The sequence below is a fragment of the Salipiger mucosus DSM 16094 genome (assembly GCF_000442255.1).
Lineage (GTDB): Bacteria > Pseudomonadota > Alphaproteobacteria > Rhodobacterales > Rhodobacteraceae > Salipiger > Salipiger mucosus.
This window is the reverse complement of record NZ_KE557273.1, coordinates 57,153-75,682: the sequence shown is the minus strand read 5'-3', so window position 1 is coordinate 75,682 and position 18,530 is coordinate 57,153. Positions and strand designations below refer to the sequence as shown.

The window sequence follows — 18,530 nt, the reverse complement described above, 5'->3', positions numbered from 1 at the left end:
GCAAGACAACGCCACCAGAGGCGGCACCGCTCCCTCCCCTGCCGGGGGAGGGCCGGGGTGGGGGACGGCAGGCGCCCGGCTACTGGAAACAGGCCGCGCGGCCGTCGCGGTCGATGGTCGCGGCCCCGTCGCGGATCTGCGCGGCCCGTCGCTCGACATAGGCCGTGGGCCGCGAGGCGGACAGGTCCCTCGGGTCGGGCAGAACCGCCGCCAGCCGCGCCGCCTGCACCGACGACAGCCCCTCGGCGCTCACGCCGAAATTGTGCCGCGCCGCGGCCTCGACGCCGAAGACGCCCGCGTCGAACTCCGCCACGTTGAGATAGACCTCGAGGATCCGGCGCTTGGTCCAGGCCGCCTCGACCAGCGGCGTCAGCGCCGCCTCCAGCGCCTTGCGGGTCCAGTTGCGCCCCTGCCAGAGGTAGACGTTCTTGACCACCTGCTGGCTGATGGTCGAGGCGCCGCGGTTGCCGCCGGCCTCGATGGCCGCGCGGATCGCCTTCATGTCGAAGCCCCAATGCTGGCAGAAGTTGGCGTCCTCCGCCGCCACGACCGACCGCAGCATCACCGGCGCGATCTCCTCCGCCGGGACCCACTCGCGCTCGACCGGCTGGCCCAGCCGGCGGCCCTCGGCCCACATGGTATGCGTGAGCGGCGGGTTCACCACCTTGAAGAGCATCACCGCCGCGATGGCCAGCACCACCGCCAGAAGGCAGATCCGCAGTGCCCAGCGCGACAGCCAGCGCAGCGGACGCGGGCGCGGACGCTCCACCAGCTCCGGCTCCGCCTTGCGCCCGCGGCCTTTCCGGCCGCCGGTCTTGTCCTTCTGCCTGTCGCCCTTCCGGGATGTTGCCGCTCGTGCCATGCCGTCCGATCTACACGCCCGGGGCCCGGGCTGTCACCATGCAAGGCCGCCCTCGGCGGCCCGAAACCGGAAAGGGCCCGGACGTCACGCCCGGGCCCCCTGTCGTCGTCGTGCCCGCGCGGGCGATCACTCCGCCGGCATGGCGGCGAGCTCGTCCTCGATCCCCAGCGGATGCGCGATCTTGTCGAGCATCTCCTTCGGGCAGACCTGCACGAACTGCGCCTTCTCGGTCTCCCAGTGCTGCAGGATGTCCTGCGCCTTGCGGCTGCCGGTCTCCTCGACGTGACGCTCGATCAGGCCGCGCAGCTCGGCTTCCCACTCGTCGACCGTGACCGGGCAGGTCACCAGGCTGGTCTTGTTCATCAGCGCATCGGCCATGCCCTCGGGATCGTAGAGATAGGCCATGCCCCCGGTCATGCCGGCGCCGAAGTTGGCCCCGATCGGCCCGAGGATCACCGCCACGCCGCCGGTCATGTACTCGCAGCCGTTGCTGCCGCAGCCCTCGACCACGACCTGCGCGCCCGAGTTGCGGACCGCGAAGCGCTCGCCCGCCTTGCCCGCGGCGAAGAGGTAACCGTCGGTCGCCCCGTAAAGCACGGTGTTGCCGATGATCGTGTTCTCCGAGGCGGTCAGCGGCGACATCATCGGCGGCCGCACCACCACGGTGCCGCCCGACAAGCCCTTGCCCACATAGTCGTTGGCATCGCCCGAGACCTCGATCTTCAGCCCCGGCGCCAGGAACGCCCCCAGCGACTGGCCTGCGCTGCCCGTCAGCTTGACGTGCAGGTGGTTGGGCTGCAGCGCGTTGCGCATGCCGAACTTCGACACGATGTGCGACGAGGTCCGCGTGCCCACCGTGCGGTGCGTGTTCTGCACCGCGTAGCTGAGCTGCATCTTCTCGCCGTCCTCGAGGAAGCGGTGCGCGTCGCGCACGATCTCGGCATCCAGCGTGTCGAGCACGGGGTTCCGCGGCTTGTAGCGGTCGTAGACGATGTCGTCGGCCCCATCCACGCGGATCAGCAGCGGGTTGAGGTCGAGATCGTCCAGGTGCTCGGCACCCCGGCTGACCTGCCGCAGCAGGTCGGCCCGGCCCACCACCTCATTGAGCGACCGTGCCCCGATCGAGGCGAGGATCTCGCGCACCTCGGTGGCGTAGTAGGTGATGAGATTCACCACCTTGTCCGCGTTGCCGGTGAACTTGTCACGCAGCGACGGGTCCTGGGTGCAGACGCCCACCGGGCAGGTGTTCGACTGGCACTGGCGGACCATGATGCAGCCCATGGCGATCAGCGCCGCGGTCCCGATGCCGTATTCCTCGGCCCCCATCATCGCGGCCATGACGATGTCACGCCCGGTGCGCAGGCCGCCGTCGGTGCGCAGCGTCACCCGGTCGCGCAGCTTGTTCATCGCCAGCACCTGGTGCGCCTCCGAGAGGCCCATCTCCCAGGGCAGGCCCGCGTACTTGATCGAGGTCGCGGGCGAGGCGCCCGTGCCGCCGTTGTGGCCGGCGATCAGGATCACGTCGGCCTTGGCCTTGGCCACGCCCGCCGCGATGGTGCCCACGCCCGACGAGGCCACCAGCTTCACCGTCACCTTGCAGCGCGGGTTGATCTGCTTGAGGTCGTAGATCAGCTGCGCGAGGTCCTCGATCGAGTAGATGTCGTGGTGCGGCGGCGGCGAGATCAGCATCACGCCCGGCGTCGAATGCCGCAGCCGCGCGATCAGCTCGGTCACCTTCATGCCGGGCAGCTGGCCGCCCTCGCCGGGCTTGGCGCCCTGCGCGACCTTGATCTCAAGTTCCTCGCAGTTGTTCAGGTACTCGGCGGTCACGCCGAACCGGCCCGAGGCCACCTGCTTGATCTTCGCCGAGGGGTTGTCGCCGTTGGGCTCCGGCACGAAGTGCGCCGGATCCTCGCCGCCCTCGCCCGAGTCCGACTTGGCGCCGATGCGGTTCATCGCAACGTTCAGCGTCTTGTGCGCCTCGGGGCTCAGCGCGCCCAGCGACATGCCCGGCGTCACGAAGCGCTTGCGGATCGAGGTGATGCTCTCGACCTCCTCCAGCGGGATCGGCTTGCCGACCGGCTTGAAGTCCAGCAGGTCACGCAGGTGGATCGGCGGGTTGGCCCGCATCGCCTTGGAATAGGTCTTCCACAGCTCGTAGGAGGACTTGTTGCAGGCCGCCTGCATGAGGTGCATCGTCTGCGCCCCCCAGGCGTGGGTCTCGCCCGATTTGCGCGCCTTGTAGAAGCCGCCGATGGGCAGCACGTCGCGCCCGCCGCGGAAGGCCAGCTCGTGGATCTCCTCCGACTTCTTCTGGATGCCGCTCACCCCGATGCCCGAGATCCGGCTCAGCATGCCGGGGAAATACTCGGCGCACATGGCGCGCGACAGGCCCACGGCCTCAAAGTTGAGACCGCCGCGATAGGACGAGATCACCGAGATGCCCATCTTGGACATGATCTTGAGCAGGCCCTGGTCGATGGCCTCGCGGTACTTCGCGATCGCCTCGGTCAGCGTCATCTCGAGAAGCCCGCGCTCGATCCGGTCGGCAAGGCTGTCCTCGGCGAGGTAGGGGTTCACGATGGTCGCGCCGCAGCCCACGAGGACCGCGAAGTAATGCGGGTCGATGCACTCGGCCGAACGCACGCCCAGGCTGCAGAAGGTGCGCAGGCCTTTCTTGGTCAGCCACGAGTGCACCGCGCTGGTCGCCAGGATCATCGGCATCGCGACCTTGTCCTCGGACTGGTGCTGGTCGGTCAGCACAATGTGCCCCCCGCCCGAGCGCACGGCGTCCTCGGCCTCGGCGCGGATGCGCTCGAGCCCCCGGCGCAGCGCGTCATGATCGCCGCCCACCGGGAAGGTGCAGTCGATCTCGACCAGCCCCGCGTTGAAGTGCGAGGTCAGCTCCTCGAACTGGGCGTTGCCCACGAAAGGGCTGTCCAGCACGAGGATCTCGGTCTGCGAGCTGCTCTCGTCCAGCACGTTCTTGAGGTTGCCGAACCGCGTCTTGAGCGACATCACGCGGAATTCGCGCAGGCTGTCGATCGGCGGGTTGGTCACCTGGCTGAAGTTCTGCCGGAAGAAGTGGCTCAGCGGACGATACTTCTTGGACAGCACAGCCGAGGGCGTGTCGTCGCCCATCGAGGCCAGCGCTTCCTTGCCGTCCTCGGCCATGGGCGCGAGGATCTGCTCGAGCTCTTCCATGGTGAAGCCAGCCGCGATCTGCCGCTTGCGCAGATCGCCGCCCGAGAAGATCGGCTTCTCGGTCACGCCCGCGAGCGCCGCGTCGAGGTCGGTGATCTTGCCGACCCATTCGCCGAAAGGCTGGCTCGCCGCCAGGCGGTCCTTGATCTGGGTGTCGTGGTAGAGCTTGCCCTCTTCCATGTCGACGGCGATGATCTGGCCCGGGCCAAGCGCGCCCTTCTCGCGGACCGTGCCCTCGTCGACCGGCACCATGCCGGCCTCGGAGCCCGCGATCAGCAGGCCGTCGCCGGTCACGACGTAGCGCATCGGGCGCAGCCCGTTGCGATCAAGCCCGCCGCAGACCCAGCGGCCGTCGGTCATGGCCAGCGCCGCGGGGCCGTCCCAGGGCTCCATCACCGAGTTGACGTAGGAATACATGTCGACCCAGGCCTGCGGCAGTTCCACCGCCTGCTTGGACCAGGACTCGGGGATCAGCATGGTCTTGGCCATGGGCGCGTTGCGCCCGGCGCGCACCAGCACCTCGAAGACCGCGTCCAGCGCCGCCGAGTCCGAGGCCCCGCTCGCGATGATCGGCTTGATGTCCTCGGCCATGTCCCCGAAGGTCGACGAGGCCATGCGGATCTCGTGGCTCTTCATCCAGTTCAGGTTGCCCTTCAGCGTGTTGATCTCGCCGTTGTGCGCGAGCATGCGGAAGGGCTGCGCCAGCCACCACTGCGGGAAGGTGTTGGTCGAGTAGCGCTGGTGATAGATCGCGAAGGCGGACTCGAAGCGTTCGTCCTGCAGGTCGGGATAGAAATCCGCCACCTGCTCGGCCAGCATCATGCCCTTGTAGATGATCGAGCGGCAGGACAGCGACGCGATGTAGAGCTGCGTGATGCCCGCTGCCATGGCCGCCTTCTCGATCCGGCGGCGGATGACGTAGAGCTCGCGCTCGAAGGTCTCCTCGTCCACGCCCTTGGCGTTCGAGATCAGGATCTGCTCGATCTCGGGGCGCGTCGCGTTGGCCTTCTCGCCCAGGCAGTCGACGTTCACCGGAACGTGGCGCCAGCCGTAGATGTAGTGGCCCATGCGCAGGACCTCGGTCTCCACGATGGTCCGGCAGGTCTCCTGCGCGCCGAAATCGGTGCGCGGCAGAAAGACCTGGCCCACTGCCATCAGCTCGTCCTTGCGCGGGCTGTGCCCGGTGCGGTCGATCTGGTCGTAGAAGAAGTTCACCGGGATCTGAACGTGGATGCCCGCGCCGTCACCGGTCTTGCCGTCGGCATCGACCGCACCGCGGTGCCAGATCGCCTTGAGCGCGGTGATGCCGGATTCAACGACCTTGCGGCTCGGGCGGCCGTCGATCGAGACGACAAGCCCCACCCCGCAGGAGGAATGCTCCTCCTCCTCGGAATACAGCCCGTTCTCGGCCATCCACTTGCGCTTGGCTTCCTCGGCCGCCACCCAATTCTCGTCGTACTTGGTCATGGTCCGGTCTCCCTGGCTCAATGCTGGGCGTGGCCCTGGTGGTCAGTGCCACCGGCCGCGCCGTCGTAACCGCGCATCTGCGCGTATGTCTCTTTCTGTTCGTCGCTCAGCAGCGGCGTCACCGCGAGATGCGCGGCAAGATGCACCTCGCGCAGCCGCGCGAAGGCGGCGGCCGAGCTCTGCAGCGCGGTGGCCAGCATCTCGGGGTCGGCATGGCCCGCGCGGAACATCCGCGTCAGGTGCCGCTCGCTCTCGACATAGGCCGCGCCCGCGTCCTGCGCTTCCGCGCGCATCATGTCGTAGGCCCGCTGCACCTGCGTGCGCTGGTCCTCGGTCAACTCCAGGGCCTCGGCCAGCTCCAGCACATGCGCCGGGCCCGGGTAGCCGCTCAGCTCGGCGGGCTTCGCGAGCCCCCAGCCCTCGCCGGCCAGGATCGCCGTCACGTCGGCCTCCGACAGCGTCGCGATATCGCGCCCCTGCTGCCCGGCATAGGGCTGGCCGGTCTCGGCCGCGCCCGCCAGCGGCAAGGCGCAAAGCGCGAATGTCATCATCAGCCGCATCACGTGCCCTCCACCTGGGGGCCGAACTTCGCCAGCGTCTCGGCGCTGGTCAGCCGCTCGTGCGCGCCCTCGAGCGCCCAGCAGTCGGGCTTCGCATCGGCGAAGATCTCGCTCTGCAGCTCCAGCCCGTTCGCGTCGTCGAGCAGGCCCACCGGCACCTCGTAGTCGCCCGTGCCGTCCACGCCCTTGTCGTAGCGATACCACAGCCCCGAGCCGCAGCGGGTGCAGAAGCTGCGCGTCGCCCAGTCCGAGGACCGGAAGCTGCCGATGTGTTCGGCTCCCTCGACGCGCATCGCCGCCTCGGGCACGTTCACCCCGAACAGCGCCGAACCCGCCCAGCGCTGGCACTGGCGGCAATGGCAGACGCCGAAGTTGCCCAGGGCACCGACGGCGAACCGCACCGCCCCGCACAAGCACTGGCCTTTCCGTTCCATCCGGGCCCTCCGCCCTGCGGGACCGGGCGAGCCCGCGGGCCCGCCCTTCATCTTTCCCGAAATACGCATCCGCGACACCCGCGGCACCGCACCCCGCCGGGGCCGGGCCGCGGTATCCCGGTCATTCCGCCGCGATCGCCGCCTTGGCGCCGAAATCCTGCAGGATATGCTCGGCACAGTCGCGGCCATCGCGGATCGCCCAGACCACCAGCGAGGCGCCGCGCACGATGTCGCCCACGGCGTAGACGCCGGGCAGCGCGGTGCGGCCGCTGGTGAACTCGGCCTTCACGGTGCCCCAGCGGGTCACTTCCAGCTCGGGCACGCCCCAGAGCGTCGGCAGCTCCTCGGGCTCGAAACCCAGCGCCTTGATCACCAGGTCCGCCGGCTCCTCGTAGTCCGAGCCCTCGATGACCTCGGGGCTCTGGCGGCCGGTCGCGTCGGGCAGGCCGAGGCGCATCTTCTCGACCACCACCGCCTCGACGGGATCGCCCTTGAAGGCCTTGGGCGCGGTCAGCCACTCGAACTGCACGCCCTCTTCCTCGGCGTTCTTCACCTCGCGCTGCGAGCCCGGCATGTTGGTCCGGTCGCGGCGGTAGAGACACTTCACGCTGGTCGCGCCCTGCCGGATCGCGGTGCGCACGCAGTCCATCGCCGTGTCGCCGCCGCCGATCACCACGACGCGCTTGTCCTTGGCGTTGAGCTCGCCGCTCTCCCATTCCGGCACCGTGTCGCCAAAGTTCGACGCCCGGTTCGAGGCCGTCAGGTAGTCCAGCGCCCGCACGATGCCCGAGGCGCCGGACCCCGGCCCCTGAAGGCTGCGCGACTTGTAGACGCCCGTGGCGATCACCACCGCGTCGTGCTGGTCGCGGATGTCGTCGAAGGACATGGTCACGCCCACGTCGCAGTCCATGACGAAGCGCACGCCGCCCTGGGCCAGTTGCTCGTTGCGGCGCATGACGATGGGCTTTTCCAGCTTGAAGCCGGGAATACCGTAGGTCATCAGCCCGCCCGCGCGGTCGTAGCGGTCGTAGATCGTGACCTGCACGCCGGCCCGGCGCAGCACGTCGGCCGCCGCCAACCCGCCGGGGCCCGCGCCGATGATCGCCACGCTCTCCCTGCGCTCCTGCACGGGAGCGGGCGGCTCGACCCAGCCTTCTTCCCAGGCTGTGTCGGTGATGTATTTCTCGACCGCGCCGATGGTCACCGTGCCGTGGCCCGACTGCTCGATCACGCAGTTCCCCTCGCACAGGCGGTCCTGCGGGCAGATGCGGCCGCAGATCTCGGGGAAGGTGTTCGTCGCCTGGCTGACCTCGTAGGCCTCCTTCAGGCGGCCGCTCGCGGTGAGCCGCAGCCAGTCGGGGATGTTGTTGTGCAGCGGGCAGTGGCTCTGGCAATAGGGCACGCCGCACTGGCTGCAGCGGCCGGACTGCTCCTTGGCCTTCTCGTCGGCGAATTCCGCATAGATCTCGTGGAAATCCTTGTTCCGCTCATCGGCGGTCCTTTTGAGCGGCATGTCACGCTCGACTTGCACGAATTTCAGCATCGGCTGCTTCGCCATGGTGGCACGTCTCCTACGGACTGACTTCCATTTGGGCCCGAATACTCAATGCGCGCGGGAAATAAAAGTCAGAATTGCTGACCTAATTGTTGATTTTGTAGCCACGCACGGGCCAGCTCCGGCACTTTCGGGTCAAAACAAGGTATCATGCCGGACCTAATTATCCACTTCCCCTGAAAACACAGGCGATTATACCGGGGACACGACGTGACCGGAGTCAGCCCCGCCATGCCTCTCACCCAGCTGATAATACTGGCCCTGATCCAGGGAATCACCGAGTTTCTGCCGATATCCTCGTCGGGACACCTGATTCTGCTGCCGAATCTCACAGGAATGGCGGATCAGGGGCAGGTCATCGATGTCGCGGTGCATGTCGGCACCCTGGGCGCGGTCATTCTCTATTTCTGGTCCGACGTGCGCATCGCCGCCATCGGCACGCTGCAACTGCTTGCCGGGCGGCGCGACACGCCCGGCGCCCGGCTCGCGCTGGGGCTCGCGGTGGCGACCGTGCCGGTGGTGATCGCCGGCCTCCTGCTCAAGCTCACCGGCTTCGACGAGGCGCTGCGCTCGATCGCCGTCATCGGCTGGACCATGCTCGTCTTCGGCATCGTGCTGTGGTGGGCCGACCAGACGGGGCCCGAGGTCCGGACCGAGGGCGACTGGGGCCTGCGCGACGCGCTGATCATGGGCCTCTGGCAGGCGGTGGCCCTGATCCCGGGCACCTCGCGCTCGGGCATCACGATCACCGCCGCGCGGCAACTCGGCTACGCTCGCCAGGACGGCGCCAAGATCGCGATGCTCATGTCGATCCCCACCATCGCCGCCTCGGGCATCCTGCTGGGGGCCGAGGTCGCCTCGACCGCCGACGCGGCGGCGGCCCGCGACGGCGCCATCGCCGCCGCGATGGCCTTCGTCTCGGCGCTGGGGGCACTGGCGCTGATGATGCGGCTGCTGCGTTCGGTCAGTTTCACGCCCTACGTGATCTACCGCGTCGTGCTCGGCATCATCCTTCTGGTCGTGGCCTACACCTGAAGACCTGAGAAGACCTGAACAAAAAAATAGGCCCCGGAGTTGGGGTCTCCGGGGCCTTGCAGCCGGATCCACGCTCGGCGGAAACCGAAGGGGACAGGACGGATCCGGCGGCAGCGCTCGTCCGGTCTGGCAGCGTGACGAAGCGTTAAGCGCAGGTAATCCGGCGCGATTCGGCCCCGCAACACACACTTTGTGCCGATCGCGGAAAGCCGCTCAACCTGCGCCCTTGAGCGCGGAAAACCGCCGAAAACGGCCTCTCAGGCGCGGTGGTAGGGGGTTCCGGCCAGGATCGCGGCCGCGCGGTAGATCTGCTCGCTCAGCATGACCCGCGCCAGCATGTGCGGCCAGACCATCGCGCCAAAGGACAGCGCCATGTCCGCCGAATCGCGCAGCGCCGGCTCGATCCCGTCCGCGCCGCCGATCACGAAGGCAAGATCCGAGACGCCCTCGTCGCGCATCCGGCCCAGCCGCACCGCGAAATCGGGCGAACTCGTCTGCCGCCCGCGCTCGTCCAGCGCGCAGACGGCGGCACCGGCGGGGATCGCGCGGCGCAGCAGTGCCGCCTCGGCCGCCATGCCGCCGCCCTTGCGGTCCTCGACCTCGTGCACCGAGGCGGGCCCGAGGCCAAGGCCCCGGCCCGTCCGGTCGAACCGGGTCAGGTAGTCGTCGATGAGGTCGCGTTCGGGGCCCGCCCGCAGGCGGCCCACGACACAGAGATGCAGTTTCACGCGCTGCGGATCAGGTCGCGGCCTGAACGCCGCCCTGCGCCAGCGGCAGCCACATCTTCTCGAGCTGGTAGAACTCGCGCACTTCCGGGCGGAAGACGTGGACGATGACATCGCCGGTGTCGATCAGCACCCAGTCGCCCGTGTCCTTGCCCTCGGACTTGGCCTGCACCCCGAGCTCGTGCTTGAGATCCTCGACCAGCTTGTCCGAGATCGCGCCAAGCTGGCGCGACGAGCGGCCCGAGCAGATCACCATGTAATCGCACACGGTGGTCTTGCCGCGCAGGTCGATCTGCACGACGTCTTCGGCCTTGTTGTCGTCGAGACTCTTGAGGACGGTAGCCAGGATATCGTCCTGGGTGACCTCGGTCTGGGGCATTCCGGTCATGCCATGCCCCGGGTTCGCGGAATCAACCGCACTGGCAGTAAAAGACAGGACATTGTCCTCCTTGGTTGCAAGCGCCGAAAGCCACCCCGGCGCCGGGCGTGCTTTCAACATAGCATCGGAACGGCGAAATCTCAATGTCACGCCGCGCAACGGAATGCCCGGCCGGGGGCCGGGCTGCCCGAAAAGGTGGCAATTCCGGGGCGCTCAGGCGCCGTAGGGGATCCAGACCGTCTTGACCTCGGTCGCGGCCTCCAGGAACGCGCGCCCCTCTCCCGCGGGCCCGAACCAGTCGCGTCCCCGCCCGTGATTGACCCATGTGCGCTTGAGACTCTCCGCCGCGGCCCGCTCCACCGCGCCGGACACGTCCGAGGAGGAAAAGCTCCAGACCGCCTCGACGTCGAAATGCGCGCCCAGCACCGGGGCCAGTTCCTCGTGCGCGCCGGTCAGGATGTTCACCACCCCGCCCGGCACGTCCGAGGTCTCGAGCACCTGGTAGAAGTCCGTCGCCGCCAGCGGGAAGGGCTCCGAGGCCACCAGCACAACGCGGTTGCCCATCGCGATGGCCGGCGCCATGACCGAAACCAGCCCCAGCAGCGGCGCCTCGTCCGGGCAGAGCGCGCCGATCACGCCGCAGGGCTCGCGCATGGCCAGCGCCGCGCCCCGCATCGGCACCGGCGCGACGCGGCCCTCGAACTTGTCGGCCCAGGCCGCGGCCGAGAACAGCCGGTCGACCGAGGCCGCGACCTCGCGCGCCCCGTCGCTGCCGCCGGTCATCCGGTCGATGGCCTCGGCGAACTCGCCGGCCCGCGCCGAGAGATTCTCGCCGATGTAGAACAGCACCTGTGCCCGGTTATGCGCCGTGGCGCCCGCCCAGCCTGCCGCCCCGCGCGCCGCCTCGACGGCGTTGCGCAGGTCCTTGCGGTTGGCGATGGGCACCTGCCCGATCAGCCGGCCCTCGGGGTCATGGACCAGCCGCGCGTAGCCGCCGTCGGGCCGCGCCTGCCTGCCGCCGATATAAAGCTTCGCGGTCCGGTCCACCGGCTCCGGCTCCGCCGCCTCGCCGCCGAAGGGCTCCACCGCTTCCAGCCGCGGCGCCGCGCCCTCGTCCCGCGTGTAGGCCCGCAGCCCGTCGAGGCCGCCCTCGCGCCCGAACCCACTCTCTCGAACCCCGCCGAAAGGCGCGGCGGCGTCGAACATGTTGGCCCCGTTGACCCAGACCACGCCCGCCGCCAGCTTCGGCGCCACGTCCAGCGCGGTGTTGATGTTCTCCGACCAGACGCTCGCCGCCAGCCCGTAGCGGGTGCCATTGGCCAGTTGCACCGCCTCGGAGGGCGTCCGGAAGGTCGTCGAGACCAGCACCGGCCCGAAGATCTCCTCCTGCATCAGCGGCGAGGCCGCGCTCAGCCCGGTGATCAGCGTCGGCGGGTAGAAACAGCCCTCAGGCACCGGCCCCGCGCGATGCACCTCGCCCTCGCAGCCCTCGACCAGCGCCGCGATCCGGTCGCGCTGCACGGGATCCACGATGGCGCCCATGTCGATGCACTTGTCCAGCGGATCGCCCACGCGCAGCTTCGCCATGCGCGTCTTCAGCTTGTCGTGGAACGCCTCGGCCACGCCCTCCTGCACCAGCAGCCGTGAGCCCGCGCAGCAGACCTGCCCGCCGTTGAACCAGATCGCATCCACCAGCCCCTCGACCGCCGAATCGAGATCCGCGTCCTCGAACACGATGTAGGGCGACTTGCCCCCCAGCTCGAGCGTCAGCGCCTTGCCCGTCCCCGCCGTCGCGGCCCGGATCCGGCGCCCCACCTCGGTCGAGCCGGTGAAGGCGATCTTGTCGACCGGGGCGCCCACGATCATCTCGCCCACCGCGCCGTCGCCGGTCACGATGTTCACCACGCCCTCGGGCAGCCCCGCCTGCCGGCAGATGTCGGCGAACAGCAGCGCCGTGAGCGAAGTCCACTCCGCCGGCTTCAGCACCACGGTATTGCCCGTGGCCAGCGCCGGCGCGACCTTCCAGGCCAGCATCAGCAGCGGGAAGTTCCACGGCACGATCTGCCCGCAGACGCCCAACGCCCGCTGCCCCGGCAGCTGCGTCTCCATGAGTTGCGCGCAGCCCGCGTGGTAGGAGAAATGCCGCGCCACCAGCGGCACGTCGATGTCGCGCGCCTCGCGCACGGGCTTGCCGCCGTCCAGCGTCTCGAGCACCGCGAAAAGCCGCGCGTGCTTCTGCACCAGCCGCGCCAGCGCGTAGAGATACCGCGCCCGGCCTGGCCCGCCCAGCGCCTCCCAGCCCGGCTGCGCCGCCCGCGCCGCCGCCACCGCGGCATCCACGTCGGCCTGCGCCGCCTGCGTCACCTCCGCCAGCACCTCGCCGGTCGCGGGGTTGCGGGTCTCGAAGGTCTCGCCGGGGTCCGTGAAGACCCCCCCGATGAAATGCCCGAACCGCGACCCCTGGTCGACGATCCAGGTCAGCGCGTCGCCGGCGCTCTCGGGCGCGGGGCCGTAATCCATGCTCTCGAAGATATCCCTGATGCTCACGCCAGCCCCCTATCCGATTTCCTGAATGACCGCGACGCAGACGACCACGGCGACCCAGAGCGCAAAGACGCCCCACAAGAGCCGCCCCGGCCGGCGGAAACGGTCGTATTGCGCCGCGTATCGCCGCAGCCCCTCCGGCCGGCGCTCGGCGGGCGGCGGCATGTGGTAGGGCGCCGGGCCGACCAGGCGCCGCATGTCCTCGGGCAGAAGCGCGACCTCCTCGGTGATCCGCCGGCGCCGCCACCGCGACACGACCACCGCCGCGACAACGATGGCGGCCTGAAACGCCCAGTTGCCGTAGGTCCAGACATCAGGCCAGGGCATGACGCCACGAGGCCGAGTAGGCCCCCGTCACGTGATGCTCGAGCTGCCGCTCGATGTCGCCCAGCAGCGAGGAGGCGCCGAAGCGGAAGAGGTCCGGCCGCAGCCAGCGGTCGCCCAGCTCCTCCTTCACCAGCGCGAGGTAGGTCAGCGCGTCCTTGGCCTTGGAGATCCCGCCCGCGGGCTTGTAGCCCACGCGATGCCCCGTCGCCTCGTGGTACTCGCGGATCGCCCGCATCATCACCAGGCTCACCGGCAGCGTCGCGTTGACGCTCTCCTTGCCGGTCGAGGTCTTGATGAAATCCGCCCCCGCCATCATGCAGACGAGGCTCGCGCGCGCCACGTTCTGCAGCGTGCCCAGCTCGCCGGTGGCCAGGATGGCCTTGACGTGGGCCTCGCCGCAGGCCTCGCGGAAGGCGCGCATCTCGGCGTAGAGCCCCTGCCAGTCGCCCGCCAGCACCAGCCGGCGCGAGATCACGATGTCGATCTCCGAAGCCCCGGCCGCGACGCTCTCGCCGATCTCGGCCAGCCGCAGGCGGAAGGGCGAGAGCCCCGCCGGAAAGCCGGTCGAGACGGCCGCGACCGGGATGCCGCTGCCCTCCAGCGCCTCGACCGCCGGGGCGATCATGTCATGGTAGACGCAGACCGCGCCCACCGTCAGCTCGGGCAGGCCGATGGCCTCCAGCAGGTCGGCCCGCACCGGCTGGCGCGCCTTGGCGCAAAGCCGCCGCACGCGGCCCGCCGTGTCGTCGCCCGCAAGCGTCGTCAGGTCGATGCAGGAGATGGCCCGCGCCAGCCAGGCCGCCTGGTGGTCCTTCTTGACGCTGCGCCGCCCCGGCAGCGTGGCGGCCCGCCGCTCCACGGCCGAACGGTTGGCGCGCGCGCGCATCACCCTGTCCATGTCGAGCGCCATGCCCGGGTTGCGCGCCTCGGCGGCGCCCGTCAGGTGCCGGACCACCGGGGAATCGTCGTGTATCTGGGCCATGCGAAAACCTCCGGTGCCAGCAGTGCCACGCCGCCCCGCCCCGGGCAAGATGCCCGCCGCGTCAGCGGATGCGGTTCGACAGCCAGCGCAGCAGCGGGTTCTTCTGCGGCCGCAGCAGCTCCAGGTGCAGGATGCGCGGCTTCGGCTGGTCCGACCAGATCAGCTCCGAGGCCTCGAAGACGCGCTTGTTGAACTGCGCGGGCAGCACGTGGAAGGCCGCGTCCGAGCGCCACAGCGCCTCGCGGAAACTCGGCTGGTCGATTCCCATGCCCGAGCCGGCAAAGGTGGCCGCCCAGTCGCGGAACAGCTCCAGCACCGCGGGCGTCTTGCGGTAGAGCAGCACGCCCGTGTTGATCTCGGGAAAGGTCTCGGGCAGGTCCAGCGCGATCCGCTTGAGGTGCCGCGGCCGGTGCCAGAGGATCACCTGCGCGCCGCAGATCTCGTATTTCCGCAACAGGTCGAAGAGCGAGCCAAGCTCCGCGCGCACGATGGTATCGTTGTCGAGGAACAGCGTCTCGTCGAAGGGGCTCTCGCCCAGCAGGTTCACCTTGGGCCGCTTCAGCCCCTCGGGCACGATGAAGGCGCGGTCGAACCCGGAGGTGTCGTCGCCTTCCTTGCACCAGATCGCCGTGCCGAGATCCGGGTTGCTGCGCTTGACGCTCGCGGCCGAGCGCCGCGCCACCTCGACGTGCTCGCGCCCCCATGCCACGTAGACCACGCCGCGCGTCGGCTCATCCGTCATCGACCGTCTCCGCGCCGTCGCGGGGCCACCCAGGCCCCATCATCTTTCCCAAAATACGCAATCGGCGCCGCCGCGGGCGGCGCCCGGGGCCGTCAGGCCCCGTCAGGACGTGCAGCGCGATTCCGCGTCCTCGATCGCCGCGGTGAAGCCCATCAGCGAGAAGGTGTCCTCGGTCTGCGTGCCCCGCGAGGAGCGTGCGGTCAGCACCGCGTCCGCGCCGCGCTTCATCGCGGTGATGATCTTGGCGTCGTCCTGCGGCGAGGCGGGCCAGGCCCATTCGCCCTCGGTGTAGAGTTCGAACTCGGTGCCGCCGATGTCGACGTTCACCGTCGAGCCGTCCGCGAAGGGATAGCCACCGGTGAAGGCCAGCTGCCCCTGCACCTCGGCGCCCGGACGGTAGAAGACCATCAGAAGGATGTCGCCGCGCCGCACCGAAACGACGCGGCCGTCCTTGGTGTTGACGCTTTCCTTGTAGGTGGTCACCGCCCAGCATTCGCGCGGGTCCTGTCCCTCGAAGACGGACCAGTCGGTGATCGCGTTGACGCGATTGGTGCTTTCCTCCTGCGCCGCCACGCCGCTTGCCGTCAGCGCGACCGCCGCCGCGCCCAGAACTCCACGGAGAAATGATGTCATACCTGCAGCCTCCAAGCGTGCTCGCCTCTTGTCCTGCGACAGGCACCTACCTGTTCCGGCCCGGCACCCGTGCAACCCTTTTCGCTCGACGCCGGGACGATACCCTGAAAAACAGGGGCCGAGAAACCCCCTCTTGGCAAGATATCGCCGACATGTGAAGAGGTCGCCCATGCCCACAGCACCCGCCCCCATGGTCGAGATCGTCCGTGGCCCCCTGGCCGAAAGCCGGCACACCGGACATGCCGTCATCTGCGACGCCTCCGGCATCGTCGAGGCCTGGGGCGACCCGCAGGCCCTGATCCTGCCGCGCTCCTCGGCCAAGATGATCCAGGCCCTGCCGCTTGTGGCCTCCGGCGCCGCCGATGCCCAGGGCCTGACCGACGAACAGCTCGCCCTCGCCTGCGCCTCGCACGAGGGCGCGCCGGTGCATGTCGCGGCGGTCGAGGCCTGGCTCGCCGACCTCGGCCTCGGCGACGACGACCTGCGCTGCGGGACCGAGCCATCGCGCGACAAGGCGCTGCGCTTCGAGATGATCCGCGACGGCCGGACGCCCTGCCAGGTGCACAACAACTGCTCGGGCAAGCACGCGGGCTTTCTGACGCTGGCGCGGCACCTCAAGACGGGCCCGGAGTACGTAGACCCCGTACATCCCGTACAGAAGGCGGTGCGCGAGGTCTTCGAGGAGGTCACCGGCGCCACCTCGCCGGGCTTCGGAATCGACGGCTGCTCGGCCCCCAATTTCGCGACCACGATGCAGGGCATGGCCCGCGCCATGGCCTGGTTCGCCACCGCCGGGCAGCGCGAGGACGCGCTCAGCCGCGCCGCGGCCCGGCTGGTCGATGCCATGCGCGCCCACCCGCTGCTGGTCGCGGGCGAGGGACGCGCCTGCACCCAACTCATGCGCGCCGCGCGCGAGCCGGTGGCGATCAAGACCGGGGCCGAGGGCTACTTCGTCGCCATCCTGCCCGAGCGCGGGCAGGGCGTGGCGCTCAAGATCGTCGACGGCGCCACGCGCGCCTCGGAATGCGCCTTCGCCGCGATCCTCGCGGGGATGGGCGTGCTGGACCCCGCCGCGCCCGAGGTGAAGCGGTTCCTGAACCCGCCGATCACCAACCGGGCGGGCCATGTCGTGGGCGAGATCGCCGCGGTGATCTAGCCTGCCACGGGCGCGAAATCGTCCCTTGCATAGCCCTGCAGGTACAGCAGCGCGGTCAGGTCGCCGTGGTTCACGCGGCACTGGCACTGCGCCTGCACCGAGGGCTTGGCGTGCAGCGCCACGCCCAGCCCGGCGCGGCCCAGCATGCCGAGATCGTTGGCCCCGTCGCCCACCGCGATCACATCGGCCTCGTCGATGCCCAGCCGCGCGGTGGTCTCCTCGAGCGCCTGGATCTTGGCCTCGCGCCCCAGGATCGGATGCGCCACCCGTCCGGTGAGCACACCGTCCTCGGCAAGCAGCGTGTTGGCCCGGTGCGCGTCGAAGCCCACGCGCTCGGCGATCTCGCCGCTGAAGGCGGTGAAGCCGCCCGAGACCAGCAGCGCATGGCCGCCCGCCGCGCGCATGGTCGCCACCAGCTCGCGCCCGCCGGGGGTGAGCGTGATGCGCTGTGCCAGCACATCGGCAATGACGCTTTCCGGCAGGCCCTTCAGCAGTGCGACACGCTCGGTCAGGGCACCCTCGAAGTCGAGTTCGCCGTTCATGGCGCGGGCGGTGATCTCCTTGACGTGGGCACCGACGCCGGCCTCGTCGGCCAGCTCGTCGATGCATTCCTGCGCGATCATGGTGCTGTCCATGTCGGCAATGAGCATCTTCTTGCGGCGGCCCTCGGCCGGGATCACGTTCAGGTCGGCCTGCGCCGCGAGGCTCTCGCGCACCTCGTCGAGGTTGCCCGGCGCGGCCTCGAGCGGGAATTCCGCCGCCTCGTCGGGCGCGAGCCAGGTCGCCATGCCGCCACCCCAGGCGTTGCGCAGGCTGTCGACCATGGCGGGGTCGAGCGCGCCGGGACGGGCGATGAGCGAGACGATCTGCATGGGGCGGCCTCCTGTGTGCGTGTCGCGGGCGTGTCTTGCACGGGGCGGGCGGATTGGAAAGGGGAAGGACCGACGCGCGGGCGCCGCCGTGGTGCCGCGCGAGGCCGCGGGGGCCGGCCCGGGTGCGTATTTGGAACAAGAAGAAGCACCGGGAGGGGCCGCGGGGTCAGGCGAAGATCCCGTGGCAGAACCAGCCCGGGGAGAGCGTCCCGCCGTGGGCGTAGAAGAGCCAGAGCCGCTCGCCCGTGTCGGCACTCACCTGCCAGTAGTCGCGCAGGCCGCTGCGCCAGTCGGGCTCGTCCAGCCACCACTCGGGCGCGATGCGCTCGGGGCCCTCGGAAGCGGTTCCCACGACCTCGCGCCCACGCCAGCGAAAGCGCGCGGGCGGGTGCGGCGTCTCGGGGGCCTGCACCGGCTCGGGGCGGAAGAGCGACAGCGGGCGCGGACGCGGCGGCGGCGGCCAGTGCGGCGCGGGCTCGGACCAGGCGGCGGCGAGCGTGAGCGCGCCCTTCTCGGGGATATGGCTGTCGCCGGGGTGGCGCCGGGTGATCGCCTCCATCCCGATGCGCGCGCCGAGCCTCCCGAGCAGGTCGGCAAGCAGGGTTTCTCCCGCCATGCGGCGGCGGGCCTGGTCGCCGGCCTCGACATGGCCGGTCTGGGTGCGCTCCTGCACGTGTTCGTGGCGCACCGCCTCGAGGCGCAGCATGTCGATGCCGAAGCCGGCCTCGAATTCGGGCAGCTTCATGCGCAGCAGCGGCCAGAGGCGGTCGGCCTCCCAGGAGGGGCGCGCGAGGCTGAGGTTGGTCCACTGCATCGTGTCGTCGGTGCGGTGCGCCTCGAGCCGCAGGGTGCGCAGGCCCCGCCCCCGGCGCCGCAGCAGCCCGCAGAGGCGGGGCAGCATCCTGTCGAGCGCGGCCAGCATGTCGGCCTCGAGCCCGATGGGCTCGGGCAGCGTGAGGCGCACCGCGATGCGTCCCTGCGCGGCGGCGGGCGAGAGAGGCTCGGGCGCGGCCCCCAGCGCCTGGTCGAGCCGGTCCACCAGCCCGCGCCCGA

Annotated in this window: 16 protein-coding genes; 2 read left to right on the top strand and 14 right to left on the bottom strand. The window is 70.0% G+C overall.

From position 1 onward, the window contains the following. Nucleotides 1–79: 79 nt before the first annotated feature. From mtgA to SALMUC_RS00325, 5 genes are all read right to left on the bottom strand, one after another. Nucleotides 80–862 carry a monofunctional biosynthetic peptidoglycan transglycosylase gene (gene mtgA / locus SALMUC_RS00345; RefSeq protein WP_020040735.1) on the bottom strand — a complete coding sequence of 261 codons (783 nt, stop codon included), beginning with the start codon at nt 860–862 and terminating at the stop codon, nt 80–82. Between the two features lie 126 nt (nt 863–988). Continuing rightward, complete coding sequence (gene gltB, locus SALMUC_RS00340) at nt 989–5,533, bottom strand: glutamate synthase large subunit (RefSeq protein ID WP_020040736.1); 4,545 nt, start codon at nt 5,531–5,533, stop codon at nt 989–991. A 17-nt stretch (nt 5,534–5,550) separates the two neighbouring features. Further along, a complete protein-coding gene (locus SALMUC_RS00335) occupies nt 5,551–6,093 on the bottom strand; it encodes a Spy/CpxP family protein refolding chaperone (RefSeq protein WP_020040737.1) in 543 nt (180 codons plus the stop codon). Then, nucleotides 6,093–6,527, bottom strand: a complete 435-nt coding sequence (locus tag SALMUC_RS00330) for a GFA family protein (RefSeq protein ID WP_037370905.1) — start codon at nt 6,525–6,527, stop codon at nt 6,093–6,095. Before SALMUC_RS00330 ends, SALMUC_RS00335 begins: the two co-directional genes overlap by 1 nt. Nucleotides 6,528–6,648: 121 nt before the next feature. Further along, nucleotides 6,649–8,085, bottom strand: a complete 1,437-nt coding sequence (locus SALMUC_RS00325; RefSeq protein ID WP_020040739.1) for an NAD(P)-dependent oxidoreductase — start codon at nt 8,083–8,085, stop codon at nt 6,649–6,651. A gap of 228 nt (nt 8,086–8,313) precedes the next feature. On the opposite strand from SALMUC_RS00325, the gene SALMUC_RS00320 reads away from it, so the two are divergent. Continuing rightward, on the top strand, nt 8,314–9,117 hold the full coding sequence (locus tag SALMUC_RS00320) for an undecaprenyl-diphosphate phosphatase (protein ID WP_020040740.1): 804 nt from the start codon (nt 8,314–8,316) through the stop codon (nt 9,115–9,117). A 257-nt stretch (nt 9,118–9,374) separates the two neighbouring features. Here the strand turns inward: SALMUC_RS00320 and rlmH are convergent, their stop codons facing one another. The 7 genes from rlmH to SALMUC_RS00285 all read right to left on the bottom strand — a co-directional run bounded on the left by rlmH (nt 9,375) and on the right by SALMUC_RS00285 (nt 15,449). Further along, on the bottom strand, nt 9,375–9,845 hold the full coding sequence (gene rlmH / locus SALMUC_RS00315) for a 23S rRNA (pseudouridine(1915)-N(3))-methyltransferase RlmH (protein WP_020040741.1): 471 nt from the start codon (nt 9,843–9,845) through the stop codon (nt 9,375–9,377). A 10-nt stretch (nt 9,846–9,855) separates the two neighbouring features. Next, nucleotides 9,856–10,230 carry a ribosome silencing factor gene (gene rsfS, locus SALMUC_RS00310; protein ID WP_156883338.1) on the bottom strand — a complete coding sequence of 125 codons (375 nt, stop codon included), beginning with the start codon at nt 10,228–10,230 and terminating at the stop codon, nt 9,856–9,858. 204 nt (nt 10,231–10,434) lie between these two features. Beyond that, nucleotides 10,435–12,768, bottom strand: a complete 2,334-nt coding sequence (locus SALMUC_RS00305) for an aldehyde dehydrogenase family protein (protein ID WP_020040743.1) — start codon at nt 12,766–12,768, stop codon at nt 10,435–10,437. A 9-nt stretch (nt 12,769–12,777) separates the two neighbouring features. Continuing rightward, complete coding sequence (locus tag SALMUC_RS00300; protein ID WP_020040744.1) at nt 12,778–13,092, bottom strand: hypothetical protein; 315 nt, start codon at nt 13,090–13,092, stop codon at nt 12,778–12,780. Beyond that, on the bottom strand, nt 13,079–14,074 hold the full coding sequence (gene deoC, locus SALMUC_RS00295) for a deoxyribose-phosphate aldolase (RefSeq protein WP_020040745.1): 996 nt from the start codon (nt 14,072–14,074) through the stop codon (nt 13,079–13,081). The genes SALMUC_RS00300 and deoC overlap by 14 nt, the downstream gene beginning before the upstream one ends. Nucleotides 14,075–14,135: 61 nt before the next feature. After that, nucleotides 14,136–14,816 carry a hypothetical protein gene (locus SALMUC_RS00290; protein ID WP_020040746.1) on the bottom strand — a complete coding sequence of 227 codons (681 nt, stop codon included), beginning with the start codon at nt 14,814–14,816 and terminating at the stop codon, nt 14,136–14,138. 102 nt (nt 14,817–14,918) lie between these two features. After that, nucleotides 14,919–15,449, bottom strand: a complete 531-nt coding sequence (locus SALMUC_RS00285; RefSeq protein WP_020040747.1) for an invasion associated locus B family protein — start codon at nt 15,447–15,449, stop codon at nt 14,919–14,921. Nucleotides 15,450–15,618: 169 nt separating this feature from the next. Between SALMUC_RS00285 and SALMUC_RS00280 the strand changes: the two genes are divergently transcribed. After that, a complete protein-coding gene (locus tag SALMUC_RS00280; protein ID WP_245584644.1) occupies nt 15,619–16,605 on the top strand; it encodes an asparaginase in 987 nt (328 codons plus the stop codon). On the opposite strand, the gene serB is transcribed toward SALMUC_RS00280, so the two are convergent. Further along, a complete protein-coding gene (gene serB, locus SALMUC_RS00275; protein WP_020040749.1) occupies nt 16,602–17,477 on the bottom strand; it encodes a phosphoserine phosphatase SerB in 876 nt (291 codons plus the stop codon). The genes SALMUC_RS00280 and serB overlap by 4 nt on opposite strands. Before the next feature lie 166 nt (nt 17,478–17,643). Next, nucleotides 17,644–18,530: DinB/UmuC family translesion DNA polymerase (locus SALMUC_RS00270; RefSeq protein ID WP_037370900.1), on the bottom strand; the 887-nt coding region annotated here is incomplete at its 5' end.

What these genes read in the sequence shown, in the direction of transcription:
- deoC (WP_020040745.1), bottom strand. Translation starts at nt 14,074, where the DNA reads ATGGCCCAGATACACGACGATTCCCCGGTGGTCCGGCACCTGACGGGC.
- SALMUC_RS00300 (WP_020040744.1), bottom strand. Translation starts at nt 13,092, where the DNA reads ATGCCCTGGCCTGATGTCTGGACCTACGGCAACTGGGCGTTTCAGGCC.
- SALMUC_RS00320 (WP_020040740.1), top strand. Translation starts at nt 8,314, where the DNA reads ATGCCTCTCACCCAGCTGATAATACTGGCCCTGATCCAGGGAATCACC.
- gltB (WP_020040736.1), bottom strand. Translation starts at nt 5,533, where the DNA reads ATGACCAAGTACGACGAGAATTGGGTGGCGGCCGAGGAAGCCAAGCGC.
- SALMUC_RS00290 (WP_020040746.1), bottom strand. Translation starts at nt 14,816, where the DNA reads ATGACGGATGAGCCGACGCGCGGCGTGGTCTACGTGGCATGGGGGCGC.
- serB (WP_020040749.1), bottom strand. Translation starts at nt 17,477, where the DNA reads ATGCAGATCGTCTCGCTCATCGCCCGTCCCGGCGCGCTCGACCCCGCC.
- SALMUC_RS00325 (WP_020040739.1), bottom strand. Translation starts at nt 8,085, where the DNA reads ATGGCGAAGCAGCCGATGCTGAAATTCGTGCAAGTCGAGCGTGACATG.
- mtgA (WP_020040735.1), bottom strand. Translation starts at nt 862, where the DNA reads ATGGCACGAGCGGCAACATCCCGGAAGGGCGACAGGCAGAAGGACAAG.
- rsfS (WP_156883338.1), bottom strand. Translation starts at nt 10,230, where the DNA reads ATGACCGGAATGCCCCAGACCGAGGTCACCCAGGACGATATCCTGGCT.
- SALMUC_RS00330 (WP_037370905.1), bottom strand. Translation starts at nt 6,527, where the DNA reads ATGGAACGGAAAGGCCAGTGCTTGTGCGGGGCGGTGCGGTTCGCCGTC.
- SALMUC_RS00335 (WP_020040737.1), bottom strand. Translation starts at nt 6,093, where the DNA reads ATGCGGCTGATGATGACATTCGCGCTTTGCGCCTTGCCGCTGGCGGGC.
- SALMUC_RS00285 (WP_020040747.1), bottom strand. Translation starts at nt 15,449, where the DNA reads ATGACATCATTTCTCCGTGGAGTTCTGGGCGCGGCGGCGGTCGCGCTG.
- SALMUC_RS00280 (WP_245584644.1), top strand. Translation starts at nt 15,619, where the DNA reads ATGCCCACAGCACCCGCCCCCATGGTCGAGATCGTCCGTGGCCCCCTG.